The organism is Algibacter sp. Ld11, assembly GCF_045066735.1.
In the GTDB taxonomy this organism is placed as follows: domain Bacteria; phylum Bacteroidota; class Bacteroidia; order Flavobacteriales; family Flavobacteriaceae; genus Algibacter.
On record NZ_JBISHH010000011.1, the window covers coordinates 108,617 to 124,262 of the forward strand.

Consider the following 15,646-nt stretch of genomic DNA (forward strand, 5'->3'; position numbering starts at 1 on the left):
TTTATTAAATTCTATTTAAAACTACACTAACCTTTATAAGCACTATACTAAATGCACCTACAACAATTATAAATTTTAAAATATTATGAAGTATTAAATAATGTGTTTTTGTTTTAGACATCCATAAAATGAGCAAAAAAGCCAATAACAACGGAATGCATAAATAGAAATACAAATACATGTAACCAATATCGTAACGAGAGAGCAACAAGCTTATAGGTAACCAAGTTAGAACCGCTAAAATAGTTAGCATAATTTTAGATGCCTTTTCACCATAAACTATAGGAATGGTTTTATAATTTTGAGCCAAATCTCCTTTTATATTTTCTAAATCTTTAGTAAGTTCACGCATAGACATCATTAAAAACAAGAAAACAGCATGAACAAAAACCACATGCTCGAAATTTTTATAATACATAAAAATCGCAAAAAACGGTGTAATCGTTAATATAGCCGAAGTTAAATTGCCTATAAACGGCATTTTTTTTAATTTATGCGAATAGAACCAAATTCCAAAAATGTAAATAGAAAAGAAAATTACGCCTTTAAACGACACATAGCTTGCCATAACGGCTGCCAAAAAGTTAAGAACAAAATAGAAAGACAACTTGGTATTTTGACTTATTAACTTATCTAACTTCGATTTTATTGGCCTATTAATTAAATCTTTCTCTGAGTCATAAAAATTATTAATAATATAACCACCTGCAATAGTTGCCGCAGAAGCCAAAACAAGCATGAGTAAGTTTAAATCTAATACGACATCTTTTACAGGTAGCTCGTGCCCCAATATAAAAATAGCCGTTAGGTATTGTGCAATAACTACAATAAGAATATTGTAACCTCTCACCACAGAGAACATGCTAAAAAACTTAAGTAAAATGTGCTTTTGTTTTCTGGACAGCATAAAATCGTGCTTTTGAAAAAAATACCCTAATATTTCCGAAAAGTTTTCGAAATTGCTTAATAAAATTTAGAAATTATAAACAACCTCTAATTTATAATCTGAAAGTGCTTTCTCTGCTTTACTTAAATCTTCCGTAAAGCCCAAAATATAGCCACCTCCACCAGAACCACAAAGTTTTAAATAGTAATCGTTAGTATCGATACCTTTTTTCCAAAGCTCGTGAAACTGTTGCGGAATCATGGGTTTAAAATGGCTTAAAACCACCTTAGATAAACTCTTAGTGTTTTTAAATAAAGATTTAACATCACCTTTTAGGAAATCATCTACGCAAGCATCCGTGTGTTTTATAAATTGATTTTTTAACATACTACGAAAGCCTTCTTGTTTCATGTTTTCCATAAACAAACTCACCATTGGCGCAGTTTCTCCAATAATACCACTATCTAATAAAAACACAGCGCCTTTACCATCGTTTTGCTGAGCAGGAATACCTGTAGCTTCGATATTATCTTTTGAATTGATAAGGATTGGAATGCTTAAATAACTATTTAAAGGATCTAAACCTGAAGATTTTCCGTGGAAAAAAGATTCCATTTCAGAAAAAATAGTTTTTAGTTTTAATAGTTTTTCACGTGTTAAATTCTCTAAAACTGTAATTTTATCTTGTGCATATTTATCGTAAATAGCAGCAACCAATGCACCACTACTACCAACACCATAACCTTGTGGAATAGACGAATCGAAATACATTCCAGCATTTACATGTTTTTTTAGTGAAGCCACATCAAAAACAACCAATTCCGGATTAATATTCTCTAAATATCCAACGTAACGCTTTAAACTTGCGTTAGAGGCAATTGCCGTTTCCGATGGATTTTTATCTGTTTTTAAAGCACCATTGTAAAAGCTGTAAGGTATAGATAAACCTTTAGAATCCTTAATGATTCCGTACTCTCCGAAGAGTAATATTTTTGAGTAAAATAATGGTCCTTTCATAAGCGATAGTCGACTTGGTAATTGCAAAATTACAACAGTTTTGCCCCAAATCCAACTTTATCATTAATATACTCACCTTTTTGACAAAAGGTAACTAACTCACTTTTAATGAATTTAAGTACAGATCCTGCCTCATTCTCTGGGTATAAAACATGTACATTTGCCCCAGCATCTAAAGTAAAACAAACTTTAGAACCTGTAGATTCTCTAAACGCCCATATTTTATTTATAATCTGCAACGTGTTCGGTTTCATTAAAATAAAATAAGGCATACTCGTCATCATCATGGCGTGTAACGTTAAGGCTTCACTTTCAACCAAACCAATAAAAGCATCTAAATCTCCCGATTTTAAAATACTTTTAATGTCTGTTAAATTTTTATTAGCCTGTTCAAAACGTTGTCCCGCAAATGGATGACCATGCATTAAATTATGCCCAACTGTACTACTTACCTGCTTTTCACCTTTATCTACCAATAAAATAGTATCCTGATAGTTTTTAAAATTCTCATGAACTTCAAACGGATATTTCACACCAAACAAATCGGAACTTCCATACACATCCACATGCTCTCCCCAAACTACCAAATCACCTTCCAAACTACGGCAAGCACTACCAGAACCTAATCGTGCTAAAAAAGATGCTTTTTGAGTAAAATTGATTTCTAAATCATCATGAACCAACTCTTTTTCAATACTCATTAAGCACAATGCTAAAGCACTCATTCCTGATGCCGATGATGCAATACCTGAACTATGAGGAAATGAATTTGATGTTTCAATTTTAAAATGATAGTTTTTTAAAAACGGTAAATAGCGTTCCACTCGCTTAAAAAAAGTTTCTATTTTAGGTTTGAAATCGTCTTTTTTCTCATTATCCAAAAATACATCGAACGAAAAATCAGCTTTATTTTCTTTTTCAGAAAAACTTAATTTTGTGGTTGTTTTACAATAATCTAGTGTAAAACTTATAGATGGATTTTCTGGTATTTGATCTTTCTTTTTCCCCCAATATTTCACTAAAGCAATATTACTTGGCGAACTCCATTTAAAATCTCCACTTTTAATATGCTTAGAATATGGTTTTGGGATAAAATCGGTTTCAGTCATGTTTTAATTTTGAACTTTATTGAAGCTTGTTTTGGCAAAAATAAGAAATATCTCTGCTATTTATATCCAATTAAGTAATTCACTATTATTGTTTCCAAACAACTGATTTAGTTGACGTTTTCAGACAGTTCTAAAAGTTTAACCATAGTTTTATAATTTCTTGCTGTAGCGATAACCCTTAATTTACGTTCAAAAAAGTTATTATTGTATTTGGTTTTTCCGTACCCAATAGATGAATAAAAATAAACACAATTTGGAGATATTTTAATGTCCTCATTCTCAAAAGTTATACTCAAAACTTCATTTACCAATTCTGCTTTTGGAGGTTTATATAATAACGAAAAGTAACTTTTTTGTTTTTTCTCTTCGGAAAATGGACAAGAACTAAAAACAGTTTTTAACGCATCTTTAGTTTTTACAATTACAGGAACGCTTAATCCAAAATGCTCTTTTATAGCTCCTCCAATTCGAAGTTCTAATTTTGAAGCGTTTTCTTCTTCAGAATTAAAAATAATATTGCCACTCTGTATATATGTTTGTACGTCTTTTAAACCAATATTTAATAACAAATCGCGAAGCTCTGCCATTAAAATTTTATTCTTTCCACCAACATTAATACCCCTTAGCAATGCAATATAAGTCCCCATAGCAATTCTATTTTAAATTTTTAGCGAAGCAAATACTATTTTCAGCCTTTACATAATCACCAAAATTAGGAATAGTATGGTAATTATTTTTCTCATAAAACCTGATAGCATAAGGTTTCTCTTTTAAAGTCTCGAGAATACATTTTTTAAAACCTAATTCTACACTCCAATCTTCTAAGGCTTCTAAAACCAATTTAGCAACATCTTTCCCTCTAGATTCAAAAGGCACAAACATCCGCTTAACCTCAGATTCATTTTCCGAAAAGGCCTTAATACCTCCACACCCAACAGGCTTATTATTTTCATCGTAAGCCACAACGGCATGCCTAATTTCTTTAACATTATTGAGTTTTCCGTAAAACTGTTTTTCCTCTTTATAATAAACACCTAAATCAATATCCAAAGCCTCAACGAGTTTTTGAAAATCTAAATCATCAGAATTCGTTCTTTTTATACTAATCATTCTTTTACGCTTTTTAACGATACAATTGCGACGTTTGCAACCAAAACTAAGGTATTCATCGTTATATCATAGCTATAAAAGACAATATTCCTTAACTTTGTTTAAATATTTTATTTAAATTGTGAAAAAAGTTGCCCCAAAACATACTAACTTTTACAAGCCTAAAACTGCATTTTTGTTGCTAATTATTTTGGCTTGTTTTTCGTGCGCTTCAAAATCTGTAATTACTCAAAATCAAGACATTCCAGATAGCAATCCGAAGCTTATATTTTTAAATTATCAGATTTCTAATAATAAAAGCGGACAAAAATCTATTAAATTTATAGGTAAAAAAATAGTAGACGGAAAACTGAGAAACAAAGGTTCTAAGTATATAGACATTGGTAATACAGGAGATTTAGTTTGTGCCCAACTCAGTAAAAATAAAACTCTAATTTCTGAGCAAACCATCTCTAATCCGTTATTAAAAACTATTGAAATTACAACTGATTCTTTTACATTTAAAAAGCGAAACGTAGCCATAAAACAAGCGCCATTGAATATACGTATTCAGTTAAATGCTTCAACAAAATTTATTAGAATAAAAGAGGTTATAGACTCCTTACAAAACACAAAAACGCTTATTACATCTAGCATTGAATAACATGAAATACGCCTTTCTTTTATTACTCGTTTTACTGAATTTTCAGCTTATGCAAGCTCAGGTTTTTACGACGGAGACTATTAAAGATTCAGGAGAAAACAGTAAGCGCCTTAATTTAGTAATTTTAAGTGAAGGTTATCAACCTAATGAATTTACTAAATTCAAAACCGACGCTGTTAACTACACTAACAATATGTTTACCGAATCGCCGTTTAAGGAATATTCAAACTACTTTAACGTGCACATTATCTACGTGCCATCGAACGAAAGTGGTGCAGATCACCCAGGAGAGAGTTTTGATCCAGAAGAAACGCCAGACGCCCTAATATCTCCAATTACTAATGTTGATACTTATTTTAATGCAACTTATGACTCTTATGGAGCGCACAGAAGACTTTTTTACGAAATAGATGGAGATTATGCCAACCAAACTGAAGTAAAAATCAACAGTGTACTTGCCGATAATTTCCCTACGTACGACCAAGCTTTAATTTTAGTAAATTCTGATGTGTATGGCGCAAGTGGTGGAGAGTTCCCTATGAGCTACACAGGATACTGGGGACCAAAAACTGTAATTCACGAGCTTGGACACTCCATGTTTGACCTCAAAGACGAGTACTATCCTGGAGACTTTTTTGCTGCAGAAGCGATTAATATGACTAAAGAAAGTGATGAAAGTCTCGTAAAGTGGAAAAATTGGATTAACACAAATAATGTTGGTGTTTATCAATACACTTGTGATACTGGCAATTGCGAAGAATGGTATAAACCTCACCAAAATTGCATAATGGAAGCTATACACCAAACGTTTTGCCCTGTTTGCACAGAGGGAATTATCGAAAAAATTCATGAGCTGCTCCCTCCTATCAACTCATTTTCTCCCGATAACGAAAACGTTATTGATGATAATACTTTTCCCTTAGAGTTTGAGTTAAATTTAATTAAGCCCATACCAAATACACTAGAAAGCACTTGGGTATTAAACAACGCTCCTTTTGCTACTAATAAAGATTTGGTTGCTATAACAGAAAACGATTTAACAATAGGCTCCAATACATTAACAGCGGTAATTGTAGACAATACGGCACTTTTAAAAATAGACAATCACGAAACTACACATGTAAGCACAGTAACATGGACGATACAACACTCTACATTAGGCATTGAATCTATAGAAAATAACAACACTACATTTGCCATCTCAATGTTTCCAAATCCTGTTTTAAATGTTGTTAATCTAAAATTTGAAAGTGATAACACAGAATATATCACTGTAGAAATTGTAACTATAGAAGGGCGAAAAATTAAATCGGAAATACTTAATAACTCTATAATATCCACCATAAACCTGAGCGACTTGCCTTCTGGAGTTTATTTAACAAATTTCTACTCGAGCAACGCACTTTTAGCTACAAAAAGATTAGTGAGACAATAAATCAATTCTTGAAACCAATGCTATCCATAGGTTTTAAACTGAGTTCATTATCATTTGGAATAGCAAATTCATTAGAAAAATGCTTTATAGCATTGAAATCTTTGTGAGGGATATCTACCCAATAATCATCACCAAAAAACTTAAAAAAATATCGCATGTCGATATGCTTTTGGTAAAATGCATGTATTTCTGTGTAACTATCTTCTTTTAAAGTGTTAGTTATAGAATCGGTATACGTTTTCCGAATAACTTTTTCTTTCAAGAAATAAATATATGTGGTGTCTTTAAAGAACAGTAAACTCTTTGGTTCTCCGCTACCACCATCCCAAGTAACGTCTTCTGGTTCTATTCTTAATTTGTAAGTAAATCGATGTGTTGTTCCGTAATTATGCCCAGAAAACAAACCTATAGCTGTAGAAAGCGTTGTTGTTTTTTCTACCTCTAAATGCCTCCCATTAGATAACACAGTATTCATTTTATCTATAATCTCTTTATCCTCATAATCACAACTAATAAAGAGGGCATTGATTGAAATTAAAAGGTATATTTTGATTGTTATTTTCAAATTAAAAATGGTTTAAAAATGCTAATTTATGAATAACAACTACTTTTTCGGCGGATACTTTTTAAGTATTTTAGCCACAATAGCACTTAAACGTGCTTCGCGCTTTTCTGGCGTGCTATTGGGATTAAAACTAGATTCACTAACCGCCTGCCAATAAAGCTGCTTAATATTTTCGTCAACAAAATCTACAGTAATTCGTCGTGTTACCTGTGCTTGCCCTAGCGGCAAACCTATTGAAACACCTCCCCCAACATTACGGCCACCACCTCCAACACCTACACCTACTGTTTGCCTTTGTGCACCTTGAAACTCTGTGCTTTTTATATCAATAAAAAAATCGGGGCTTTCAGATAACGTAAAACCTTTTGCCTGCAATTGTACATCCAATGCATTTAAAAGACGTTTGGTATCTAGTTCGCTTAAACCGGTTTTCATGTCGGCATAATAATTATAACTTTTGTATTTAGTGAAATCTGTGCTTTTTTCGTAATCATAATTTACATAGATAGGAGCGCAAGATGCTACTAAAAATAATATAGCGAGTGTTTTTACAAGTTTCATAGTATTGTTTTTTTGTATAAATTTAAACAAATATTGTTCCGAATATCAATTACCGCTTATTCAGCACAAAAAAAACCGCTAAGTCTTGTTTTAAAAACAAGACTTAGCGGTTTAAATATATATTAATAAAAGTCTCACCATTCAATCAGAGACCAGATTATTTTTAGTTCAACATTTTCCAAAGCATATCCTTTAATTCTGTAATACCTTTTTGTGCTACAGATGAAATAAATATATACGGAATTGGTAATTCGTTATCTAGCTCTACTTTTAGTTCCGCTTGAAGTTCATCGTCTAGCATATCACTTTTAGATATAGCGATAATACGATCTTTATCTAACATTTCAGGATTATAACGACGAAGTTCATCAAGTAAAATATCGTATTGCTTTTTAATATCTTCTGCATCGGCAGGAATCATAAATAACAAGATTGAATTACGCTCAATATGGCGTAAAAAATAATGCCCCAATCCTTTACCTTCAGCAGCACCTTCAATAATTCCAGGTATATCGGCCATAACAAAGGTTTGAAAATCACGATACTTTACAATACCCAAATTTGGTTTTAGGGTTGTAAACTCGTAATCGGCAATTTTTGGCTTTGCAGAAGTTACCACAGACAAAAGTGTCGATTTTCCAGCATTTGGAAAACCTACTAAACCAACATCTGCTAGTACTTTTAACTCTAAAGTTATGTACTTCTCTTCCATTGGCAAACCGGGTTGTGCATAGCGAGGTGTTTGATTTGTAGACGAGCGAAAATGCCAGTTTCCTAGACCACCTTTTCCTCCTTCTGCAATAATCTTTTCTTCACCGTTTTCTGTAATTTCAAGAAGTATTTCGTTAGTTTCAGTATCGCGAATTACAGTTCCTAATGGTACATCTAAATAAAAATCTTCACCATCGGCACCAAAACTTCTACTTTTCCCACCGTTTTCACCATGACCAGCACGCAGGTGCTTTTTAAATTTTAAATGCAGAAGAGTCCAAAGGTTATCGTTACCGCGAAGAATAATGTGACCACCACGACCGCCATCTCCTCCATCGGGACCACCTTTTGTAATATATTTTTCGCGATGTAGATGCGCTGATCCTCGGCCACCTTTACCCGAGCATACATACATTTTTACGTAATCTACAAAATTTCCTTCTGTCATTTTCCAATTTGATATTTATAAGCACAACGCTTAAAATAGCAGTTGTTCCTTTATTTTTTCCGCGTAAGCGAAAACTCTATTTTGTTATGTATTAATGTATTTTGGTTTGCCTAAAACAAAATATAAAATAGGACAAGACCAATAAAGAAATAGCTATTTAATAACCCAAATTAAAATATTATTTGAGTTCTTCGTTACTATTCTATAGCCTTATAGATTATCTATTGCGGTACTTAAACGCACTGTAATATCTTCAATACTACCAACACCATCTACACCAAAATATTTATCTTGAGCGTTGTAATAATCTTTTAAAATAGCAGTTTTGTTATAATACTCAGTAATTCTATTTCTTATAATAGACTCATCGGCATCATCAGGTCTTCCACTCGTTTTCCCACGTTCTAGTAAACGTCCAACTAAAACCTCATCGTCAACTTCTAAAGCAATCATCGCATCAATTTGCGAATCTTTAGCCTCCATTAATTTATCTAGAGATTCTGCTTGTGCATTTGTTCTAGGAAAACCATCGAAAATAAATCCGTTTGCATCAGCATTTTTTTCAACTTCAGCATTTAACATATCAATAGTTACTTGGTCTGGAACCAACTCACCTTTATCAATAAACGATTTTGCTAACATACCGAGAGCCGTTTCGTTTTTGATGTTAAATCGAAAAACATCGCCGGTAGAAATGTGTACCAAGTTGTATTTTTCTTTTAAAAAGTTTGCCTGTGTTCCTTTCCCTGCTCCTGGAGGGCCAAATAGCACTAAATTTGTCATGTGTTGTGTTTCTTTTATTTGATATACTTCTGGTATATTCCTCCCTAAACCATCATAATCAAGGCCATAGCCTACAATAAATTTATTAGGAATTTCTATACCTACATAATGTAGTTTAAAGTCTTTTTTATAGGCCTCCGGCTTGTAAAATAACGTTGCAATTTTTAACGCTTTTACGTTTTCATTTTTAAAAATGCGGTGTACTTCGGCAAGTGTATTTCCGGTATCTATAATATCTTCTAAAATAACAACAGTACGCCCAGATAAATCTTGGGTTAACCCAATTAAACGTTGAATATCTTCGGTAGATTTAACACCTTCGTACGAGGCTAATTTGATAAAAGTAACCTCACAAGGTTTTGGATATTTTTTAACAAAATCGCTCACCACCATAAACGAACCGTTTAAGATACCAATAAACACAGGGATTTCGTCACCAATATCATTTGCAATCTCATCGGCCATTCTGCCTAACGCATCATCGATTTGTTCTGCGGATATAAATGGTTTAAAATATTTGTCGTGTAACTTTATCACTGTTGTTAATTTTTAAAGTGGCAAAGATAATCAATAGATTAACGTTTTAAGCTTTTTTGATTTATGAATTGAAGCCTATTTTAAGATTATAACGTATTTTTGCTTACAATTTAGGATACTTTAGTTAAAAACAAGCAAATGAATTATTTTTCTTCTCATTTTAAACTCGGCATTTTAGGTGGTGGGCAACTCGGTAAAATGTTACTTTACAACACGCGTAAATTTGACATTTACACCTGTGTTTTAGAAGCTAGCAACGAGGCACCTTGCAAAACAGCCTGCGACGAATTTCACCTTGGTGATTTAATGGATTATGATGCCGTTTATAATTTCGGAAAACAAGTAGATGTTTTAACTATTGAAATTGAAAATGTAAATATTGATGCTTTAGAAGCTCTGGAAAAAGAAGGTATAAAAGTTTATCCTTCGGCTAAGACATTGCGTATTATCCAGAATAAAGCAACGCAGAAATTGTTTTATGTAGACCACAATATCCCGACCTCACCATTCACTCGCTTTGCTTTTACTTCGGAAATAAAAGAAGCCATAAATCATGGTGGTTTAAAGTTACCTTTTGTTTGGAAATGTGCACAATTTGGGTACGATGGTACAGGTGTTAAAATTGTAAGAACTCTTGAGGACATAAAAGATTTACCTAACGTAGAGTGTATAGCAGAAAACCTTATACCTTTTAAAAATGAATTAGCTGTAATAGTTGCCAGAAATGCATCGGGAGAAACAAAAACATATCCGGTTGTAGAAATGGAATTTCATCCAGAAGCCAACCAAGTAGAGTATGTAATTTGCCCTGCTCGCATAGATGTTGCCGTTGCTAAAAAAGCAGAAGCTGTAGCATTAAAAGTTTCGGAAGCTATTAACCATGTTGGTTTATTAGCTGTTGAAATGTTTCAAACAGAAAATGATGATATTTTAATAAATGAAGTCGCTCCAAGACCACATAATTCTGGTCACCAAACTATAGAAGCCAGCTACACCTCGCAATTTGAACAGCATATTCGTTCTATTTTAAACCTACCCTTAGGCCGTACAGATAACAAAGTAGGAGGTGTTATGGTAAACCTTGTTGGAGCCGAAGGCTATAGCGGAAATGTAGTTTACGAAAACATAGAAAAAATAATGAGTATGGATGGCGTAACACCACATATTTACGGAAAAAAACAAACACGTCCGTTTAGAAAAATGGGGCATGTTACTATAGTAAACGAAAATCTAAACGAAGCTAGAAAAACAGCTCAAGATGTTAAAGAATCTATACGAGTAATTTCAGAATAACAAAATACTGAAGCGTTTGTACAATTAGGAATTTTTCAAACAAAAGAAATATAATTATAAATTTAATTCATATTAAAAATGAATAAAGTAGGAGTCATTATGGGAAGCAAAAGCGACCTACCAGTAATGCAAGATGCCATAGACATTTTAAAAGAATTTGGTGTAGATGTTGAAGTTGATATTGTTTCGGCGCACCGTACACCAGAAAAATTATTCGATTACGGTAAAAATGCACACACAAAAGGTTTTGCAGTCATTATTGCTGGAGCTGGCGGTGCGGCGCATTTACCAGGCATGATTGCATCATTATCACCATTACCAGTTATTGGAGTACCCGTAAAAAGCAGTAACTCTATTGATGGGTGGGATTCTGTGTTATCTATATTACAAATGCCAGGTGGTGTTCCAGTTGCTACAGTTGCCTTAAATGGCGCAAAAAACGCAGGAATATTAGCAGCACAAATTTTAGGAGCGAGCGATATATCGGTACGCGATAAAATAATAGCTTATAAAGAGGATTTAAAAGTGAAGGTAAACGAATCGGCCAAAGATTTAAACTAATGCTATAAAATGAAAAACCTCGAAATATAAATTTCAAGGTTTTTCTAGCTATTAACAATAATCCTATAAGAGTTAGTCACTCTATAATTGTTGTTGCAAACTTACAACAATTTACTATGTGTGCATAATAAATTTTAATTTTAACACTTATTTAATTAAAATGATAAAAACATCTTTAATTACCCCATTCCAAACTCCATACAACTCGGCGCCTTTTTCATCTATTGAAAACGAAGATTATCTTCCAACTTTTAAAGAAGCGATACAACAAGCTAGAGCAGAAATTGACGCTATAGTTGATAATACAGAGGCAGCAACGTTTGAAAACACCATAGTTGCTTTAGATTTTTCTGGAGAACAACTAGACAGAATTTCGAGTATATTTTTCAATTTAAATTCTGCTGAAACCAATGAAACTATTCAGAAAATAGCACAAGAGGTTTCGCCTTTATTATCAGAATTCGGCAATGATATTACTTTAAACGAAGACTTATTTAAACGTGTTAAAGCTGTTTACGATACTAAAAGTGAGTTAAATTTAACTACCGAACAAGCGACTTTACTCGATAAAAAATATAAAGGCTTTTCTAGAAATGGTGCAAATTTGCCAGAAGAAAAAAAGGAAAAGCTTCGCGAAATTGATAAAAAATTAAGTCAGTTAAGTTTAAAATTTGGCGAAAATGTATTAGCAGAAACCAACAAGTTTGAAATGCTTATTTCGAACGATAAGGATTTATCGGGTTTACCAGAAGGCACTATTGAAGCTGCCAAACAATTAGCAGAATCTAAAGATAAGGAAGGCTGGTTATTTACCCTAGACTACCCGAGCTACATCCCCTTTGTAACCTATGCCGATAATAGAGAACTACGTAAAAAATTAACTTTAGCAGCAGGAAGCAAAGCTTTTAAAGGTAACGATTTAGACAACCAAGATATCGTGCTTCAAATTGTAAATTTACGTCATGAGCGCGCTAACTTATTAGGCTATAAAACACATGCACATTTTGTTTTAGAAGAGCGTATGGCTCAAACGCCAGAAAATGTTCTTTCTTTCTCTAATGAATTATTAGAAAAAGCTAAACCAGCCGCCGAAAAAGAGTTTAAAAAACTAGAAGAATTCGCAAAAGGACTAGACAACATCGATCAATTAGAGAAATGGGATGGCTCGTACTATTCTGAAAAACTTAAACAAAAATTATTTAGTTTAGACGATGAGCAACTAAAACCTTATTTTAAATTAGAAAATGTAATTGATGGTGCCTTTGCGGTTGCCAATAAACTATTCGATTTAAATTTTGAAGAAATCGATACCATCGATAAATATCACGAAGATGTTTTAACCTATAAAGTAACCGATAAAAATGGTGATTTAGTTTCTATTTTTTATGCCGATTTTTTCCCAAGATCAGGGAAACGAAATGGTGCTTGGATGACGTCTTACAAACCGCAGTATATTGTAGACGGAGAAAATAGCCGTCCGCATATTTCAATTGTTTGTAATTTCACCAAACCAACTAAAAGCAAACCATCTTTATTAACCTTTAACGAGGTTACTACCCTATTTCATGAATTTGGACACGCATTGCACGGTATGTTAGCAAATACAACATACCCTAGTTTATCTGGAACGAGTGTGTTTTGGGATTTTGTAGAATTACCTAGTCAAGTTATGGAAAACTGGTGCTACGAGAAAGAAGCTTTAGAATTGTTTGCTAAACATTATAAAACTGGAGAAGTTATCCCAATGGATTTAGTTGAAAAAATAAAAGATTCAGCGAGTTTCCATCAAGGGATGCAAACGCTACGCCAGTTAAGCTTTGGTTTATTAGACATGAAATGGCATGGACAAGATCCATCAAACATTAAAAACGTAAAAGATTTTGAGACTGAAGCTTTCACTGGTACAAACCTATACCCTTCAACCAAGGAAACTTGCATGAGCACAGCGTTTTCGCATATTTTTCAAGGTGGATATTCATCTGGGTATTACAGTTACAAGTGGGCGGAAGTTTTAGATGCCGATGCTTTCGAATATTTTCAAGACGCTGGTATTTTTAATAAAGACGTAGCAACCAAATTTAAAGACAATGTGCTTTCACAAGGAGGAACAGAAAGCCCAATGGTACTTTACAAACGCTTTAGAGGTCAAGAACCAAAACCTGAAGCCTTATTAAAACGGGCAGGGTTAATAAAATAAACTAATATCTATTAAAACAACCTAAGGTGTTTATGCGGTTTTCAAACTAAATAAGCACTTTTTTTTGTGTTTAAAATCGAAATACTCCACGTTTTCCTTTAAAAATAAACGAGCCTGTACTGCTTCAGAATAAAATCTACTTTAAATTCTTGGTGAGTTTATAGTAATAAAAAGCAGGCAATAACAATATTAAAATTACCGGTTGAATTAAAAAACGTCTCAAATTAAAAAAGAGATAATAATCGGATTGTTGCGGATTAATTACAAAGTATAAATACCCACAGATTAAAACCATAAAAGCCATCACGTACACTAAAGCAGAAAACTTTACAATGCTTCTATCTTTAAAAACTACATAAAGAATCGCCAAAGAAACCAAACCATTTAGAACATAGCGCAATACCGTAAAAGCAACGAGTTTAAACACCTCTCTTCTCGGGCTATCAATATATAAATAATCGTTGTGAAAAAAGGTTAGATACGGATCGTAAAACAATTCGTTTTCAAACCAACGAATTAAAATCAACAAAGCTGTCAATAAAAAAAGTAAAAGATACTTAACCGATTTAGACATTTTTTTGATTTAGTTTAGAAAAACGATTCACCCAAAAAATCCATAATAAAAAAACAACACCATAAATAATAGCCGGAAAAACAACTGAATGTAGAAACTCCGATTCTTCCGGATATTTATAAAGCCATATCGATAATATTACAATACGTAAAATGTTGACCACATAAATAACAACACTCCCAGAGAGCAGATACAAAAACGTAATTTTTAACTTTCCTGAAAATGCTACAATGAAAGACATGAATAAAATAAGAACACTAAGCCCATTGCACCCTTCAATAATTCTAGCCACATAAACATCTTTTAATATAACCATTAAAGAAGGCTCATTTAAGTGCGCCACAAGTTCGGTTGTATAACCCATAGTGTTTAACAAATCTTTACTTTGCTCTCCGACCAAATAGGTAAAATAGTCGGGGTAAAATTTAGAACCGTCGGAAAACTGTAAATAGAATTTATAAATTACAGACAGTGAAATGTAGACCAACAAAAATGTAAGTATAAATTTTATTACCGACCGGTATTTTAGAAAGAGTGATTTCAAATTAAAATGCTATAAACAAAGTACCGAAATTACATCTTTTTAAATACTTTTGCCAAAACTTTTGAAATTATGATTTTAGAAACTCTAAAACCTCAAGTATCTGCAATTATTTCTAATAATAAAATAGATAAAAATGAGCGCTTATTAAACATATGCCAACTGCTAGAAAAGAACATAGCGTATTATAATTGGGTAGGTTTTTATTTTAGAAACGGTGAGAAAGAAGAATTACTTTTAGGCCCATACGTTGGAGCTCCAACAGACCATACTGTAATTCCTTTTGGAAAAGGAATTTGTGGACAAGTAGCTGTTAGTAATGAAAACTTTGTTGTGCCAGATGTTGCTGCTCAAGATAATTATATTGCTTGTAGCATCACGGTTAAAGCAGAAATAGTTGTTCCTGTTTTTGTAAACGGCGAAAATATTGGCCAAATTGATATTGATTCGAATACACCAGACCCATTTACAGAAGCCGATGAGCGTTTTCTAGAGTTTGTTTGTGCTCAAGTTGCAACTATTTTATAGAAAACCTTTTTATAGAATAATTTAAAATAGAAATAATTTATAGAAGTTGTTGTCACGTGGGGTATGTGTTTTGCATTCCACTTGTTAACAACTTCTTTTTTTAGTTGAAAAATGAAACTTCTTTTTTATTATTTCACAACCTATTTT

Annotated in this window: 17 protein-coding genes; 6 read left to right on the forward strand and 11 right to left on the reverse strand. The window is 32.8% G+C overall.

All coding sequences use genetic code 11. The annotated features are described in order from the left end of the window. Positions 1 to 4: 4 nt before the first annotated feature. The 5 genes from ACJJV4_RS05870 to ACJJV4_RS05890 all read right to left on the reverse strand — a co-directional run bounded on the left by ACJJV4_RS05870 (position 5) and on the right by ACJJV4_RS05890 (position 4,122). Positions 5 to 907, reverse strand: coding sequence for a geranylgeranylglycerol-phosphate geranylgeranyltransferase (locus ACJJV4_RS05870; protein WP_405292529.1), 903 nt, complete (start codon positions 905 to 907; stop codon positions 5 to 7). A 66-nt stretch (positions 908 to 973) separates the two neighbouring features. Beyond that, entirely contained in the window at positions 974 to 1,903 is a 930-nt protein-coding gene (locus ACJJV4_RS05875) for a mevalonate kinase (protein ID WP_405292655.1), read from the reverse strand. 29 nt (positions 1,904 to 1,932) lie between these two features. Continuing rightward, positions 1,933 to 3,012: a diphosphomevalonate/mevalonate 3,5-bisphosphate decarboxylase family protein gene (locus ACJJV4_RS05880; protein WP_405292530.1), complete on the reverse strand. Its 1,080-nt coding sequence runs from the start codon at positions 3,010 to 3,012 to the stop codon at positions 1,933 to 1,935. 107 nt (positions 3,013 to 3,119) lie between these two features. Further along, on the reverse strand, positions 3,120 to 3,659 hold the full coding sequence (locus tag ACJJV4_RS05885) for a DUF1697 domain-containing protein (protein WP_405292531.1): 540 nt from the start codon (positions 3,657 to 3,659) through the stop codon (positions 3,120 to 3,122). 7 nt (positions 3,660 to 3,666) lie between these two features. After that, positions 3,667 to 4,122, reverse strand: a complete 456-nt coding sequence (locus ACJJV4_RS05890) for a GNAT family N-acetyltransferase (RefSeq protein ID WP_405292532.1) — start codon at positions 4,120 to 4,122, stop codon at positions 3,667 to 3,669. A 121-nt stretch (positions 4,123 to 4,243) separates the two neighbouring features. Here ACJJV4_RS05890 and ACJJV4_RS05895 point away from each other — a divergent pair, with 121 nt between their 5' ends. Beyond that, entirely contained in the window at positions 4,244 to 4,765 is a 522-nt protein-coding gene (locus ACJJV4_RS05895) for a hypothetical protein (RefSeq protein WP_405292533.1), read from the forward strand. A 1-nt stretch (position 4,766) separates the two neighbouring features. Then, complete coding sequence (locus ACJJV4_RS05900) at positions 4,767 to 6,200, forward strand: M64 family metallopeptidase (protein ID WP_405292534.1); 1,434 nt, start codon at positions 4,767 to 4,769, stop codon at positions 6,198 to 6,200. A 1-nt stretch (position 6,201) separates the two neighbouring features. On the opposite strand, the gene ACJJV4_RS05905 is transcribed toward ACJJV4_RS05900, so the two are convergent. From ACJJV4_RS05905 to ACJJV4_RS05920, 4 genes are all read right to left on the reverse strand, one after another. After that, positions 6,202 to 6,765, reverse strand: coding sequence for a hypothetical protein (locus ACJJV4_RS05905; protein ID WP_405292535.1), 564 nt, complete (start codon positions 6,763 to 6,765; stop codon positions 6,202 to 6,204). Positions 6,766 to 6,804: 39 nt separating this feature from the next. Further along, entirely contained in the window at positions 6,805 to 7,326 is a 522-nt protein-coding gene (locus ACJJV4_RS05910; protein WP_405292536.1) for a DUF4136 domain-containing protein, read from the reverse strand. Positions 7,327 to 7,489: 163 nt separating this feature from the next. Next, a complete protein-coding gene (obgE, locus tag ACJJV4_RS05915; RefSeq protein ID WP_405292537.1) occupies positions 7,490 to 8,485 on the reverse strand; it encodes a GTPase ObgE in 996 nt (331 codons plus the stop codon). 210 nt (positions 8,486 to 8,695) lie between these two features. Then, positions 8,696 to 9,805, reverse strand: a complete 1,110-nt coding sequence (locus ACJJV4_RS05920) for an adenylate kinase (RefSeq protein ID WP_405292538.1) — start codon at positions 9,803 to 9,805, stop codon at positions 8,696 to 8,698. A gap of 138 nt (positions 9,806 to 9,943) precedes the next feature. Here ACJJV4_RS05920 and ACJJV4_RS05925 point away from each other — a divergent pair, with 138 nt between their 5' ends. The 3 genes from ACJJV4_RS05925 (at position 9,944) to ACJJV4_RS05935 (ending at position 13,856) form a co-directional block, all read left to right on the forward strand. Further along, on the forward strand, positions 9,944 to 11,098 hold the full coding sequence (locus ACJJV4_RS05925) for a 5-(carboxyamino)imidazole ribonucleotide synthase (RefSeq protein WP_405292539.1): 1,155 nt from the start codon (positions 9,944 to 9,946) through the stop codon (positions 11,096 to 11,098). A gap of 78 nt (positions 11,099 to 11,176) precedes the next feature. Then, entirely contained in the window at positions 11,177 to 11,659 is a 483-nt protein-coding gene (gene purE, locus ACJJV4_RS05930; RefSeq protein ID WP_405292540.1) for a 5-(carboxyamino)imidazole ribonucleotide mutase, read from the forward strand. A 160-nt stretch (positions 11,660 to 11,819) separates the two neighbouring features. After that, positions 11,820 to 13,856: a M3 family metallopeptidase gene (locus ACJJV4_RS05935; protein ID WP_405292541.1), complete on the forward strand. Its 2,037-nt coding sequence runs from the start codon at positions 11,820 to 11,822 to the stop codon at positions 13,854 to 13,856. Between the two features lie 136 nt (positions 13,857 to 13,992). On the opposite strand, the gene ACJJV4_RS05940 is transcribed toward ACJJV4_RS05935, so the two are convergent. Together ACJJV4_RS05940 and xrtF are read right to left on the reverse strand one after the other, a co-directional pair. Further along, positions 13,993 to 14,430: an exosortase F system-associated membrane protein gene (locus ACJJV4_RS05940; protein ID WP_405292542.1), complete on the reverse strand. Its 438-nt coding sequence runs from the start codon at positions 14,428 to 14,430 to the stop codon at positions 13,993 to 13,995. Then, on the reverse strand, positions 14,423 to 14,974 hold the full coding sequence (gene xrtF / locus ACJJV4_RS05945; RefSeq protein WP_405292543.1) for an exosortase family protein XrtF: 552 nt from the start codon (positions 14,972 to 14,974) through the stop codon (positions 14,423 to 14,425). The genes ACJJV4_RS05940 and xrtF overlap by 8 nt, the downstream gene beginning before the upstream one ends. A 69-nt stretch (positions 14,975 to 15,043) precedes the next feature. Here xrtF and ACJJV4_RS05950 point away from each other — a divergent pair, with 69 nt between their 5' ends. Beyond that, positions 15,044 to 15,499, forward strand: a complete 456-nt coding sequence (locus ACJJV4_RS05950; RefSeq protein WP_405292544.1) for a GAF domain-containing protein — start codon at positions 15,044 to 15,046, stop codon at positions 15,497 to 15,499. Positions 15,500 to 15,646 lie beyond the last annotated feature (147 nt).

Bases quoted from the DNA above. Each gene is read 5' to 3' on its own strand.
- ACJJV4_RS05870 (WP_405292529.1), bottom strand. From the start codon at position 907: ATGCTGTCCAGAAAACAAAAGCACATTTTACTTAAGTTTTTTAGCATG.
- ACJJV4_RS05875 (WP_405292655.1), bottom strand. From the start codon at position 1,903: ATGAAAGGACCATTATTTTACTCAAAAATATTACTCTTCGGAGAGTAC.
- ACJJV4_RS05880 (WP_405292530.1), bottom strand. From the start codon at position 3,012: ATGACTGAAACCGATTTTATCCCAAAACCATATTCTAAGCATATTAAA.
- ACJJV4_RS05885 (WP_405292531.1), bottom strand. From the start codon at position 3,659: ATGGGGACTTATATTGCATTGCTAAGGGGTATTAATGTTGGTGGAAAG.
- ACJJV4_RS05890 (WP_405292532.1), bottom strand. From the start codon at position 4,122: ATGATTAGTATAAAAAGAACGAATTCTGATGATTTAGATTTTCAAAAA.
- ACJJV4_RS05900 (WP_405292534.1), top strand. From the start codon at position 4,767: ATGAAATACGCCTTTCTTTTATTACTCGTTTTACTGAATTTTCAGCTT.
- ACJJV4_RS05910 (WP_405292536.1), bottom strand. From the start codon at position 7,326: ATGAAACTTGTAAAAACACTCGCTATATTATTTTTAGTAGCATCTTGC.
- obgE (WP_405292537.1), bottom strand. From the start codon at position 8,485: ATGACAGAAGGAAATTTTGTAGATTACGTAAAAATGTATGTATGCTCG.
- ACJJV4_RS05925 (WP_405292539.1), top strand. From the start codon at position 9,944: ATGAATTATTTTTCTTCTCATTTTAAACTCGGCATTTTAGGTGGTGGG.
- purE (WP_405292540.1), top strand. From the start codon at position 11,177: ATGAATAAAGTAGGAGTCATTATGGGAAGCAAAAGCGACCTACCAGTA.
- ACJJV4_RS05935 (WP_405292541.1), top strand. From the start codon at position 11,820: ATGATAAAAACATCTTTAATTACCCCATTCCAAACTCCATACAACTCG.
- ACJJV4_RS05940 (WP_405292542.1), bottom strand. From the start codon at position 14,430: ATGTCTAAATCGGTTAAGTATCTTTTACTTTTTTTATTGACAGCTTTG.
- ACJJV4_RS05950 (WP_405292544.1), top strand. From the start codon at position 15,044: ATGATTTTAGAAACTCTAAAACCTCAAGTATCTGCAATTATTTCTAAT.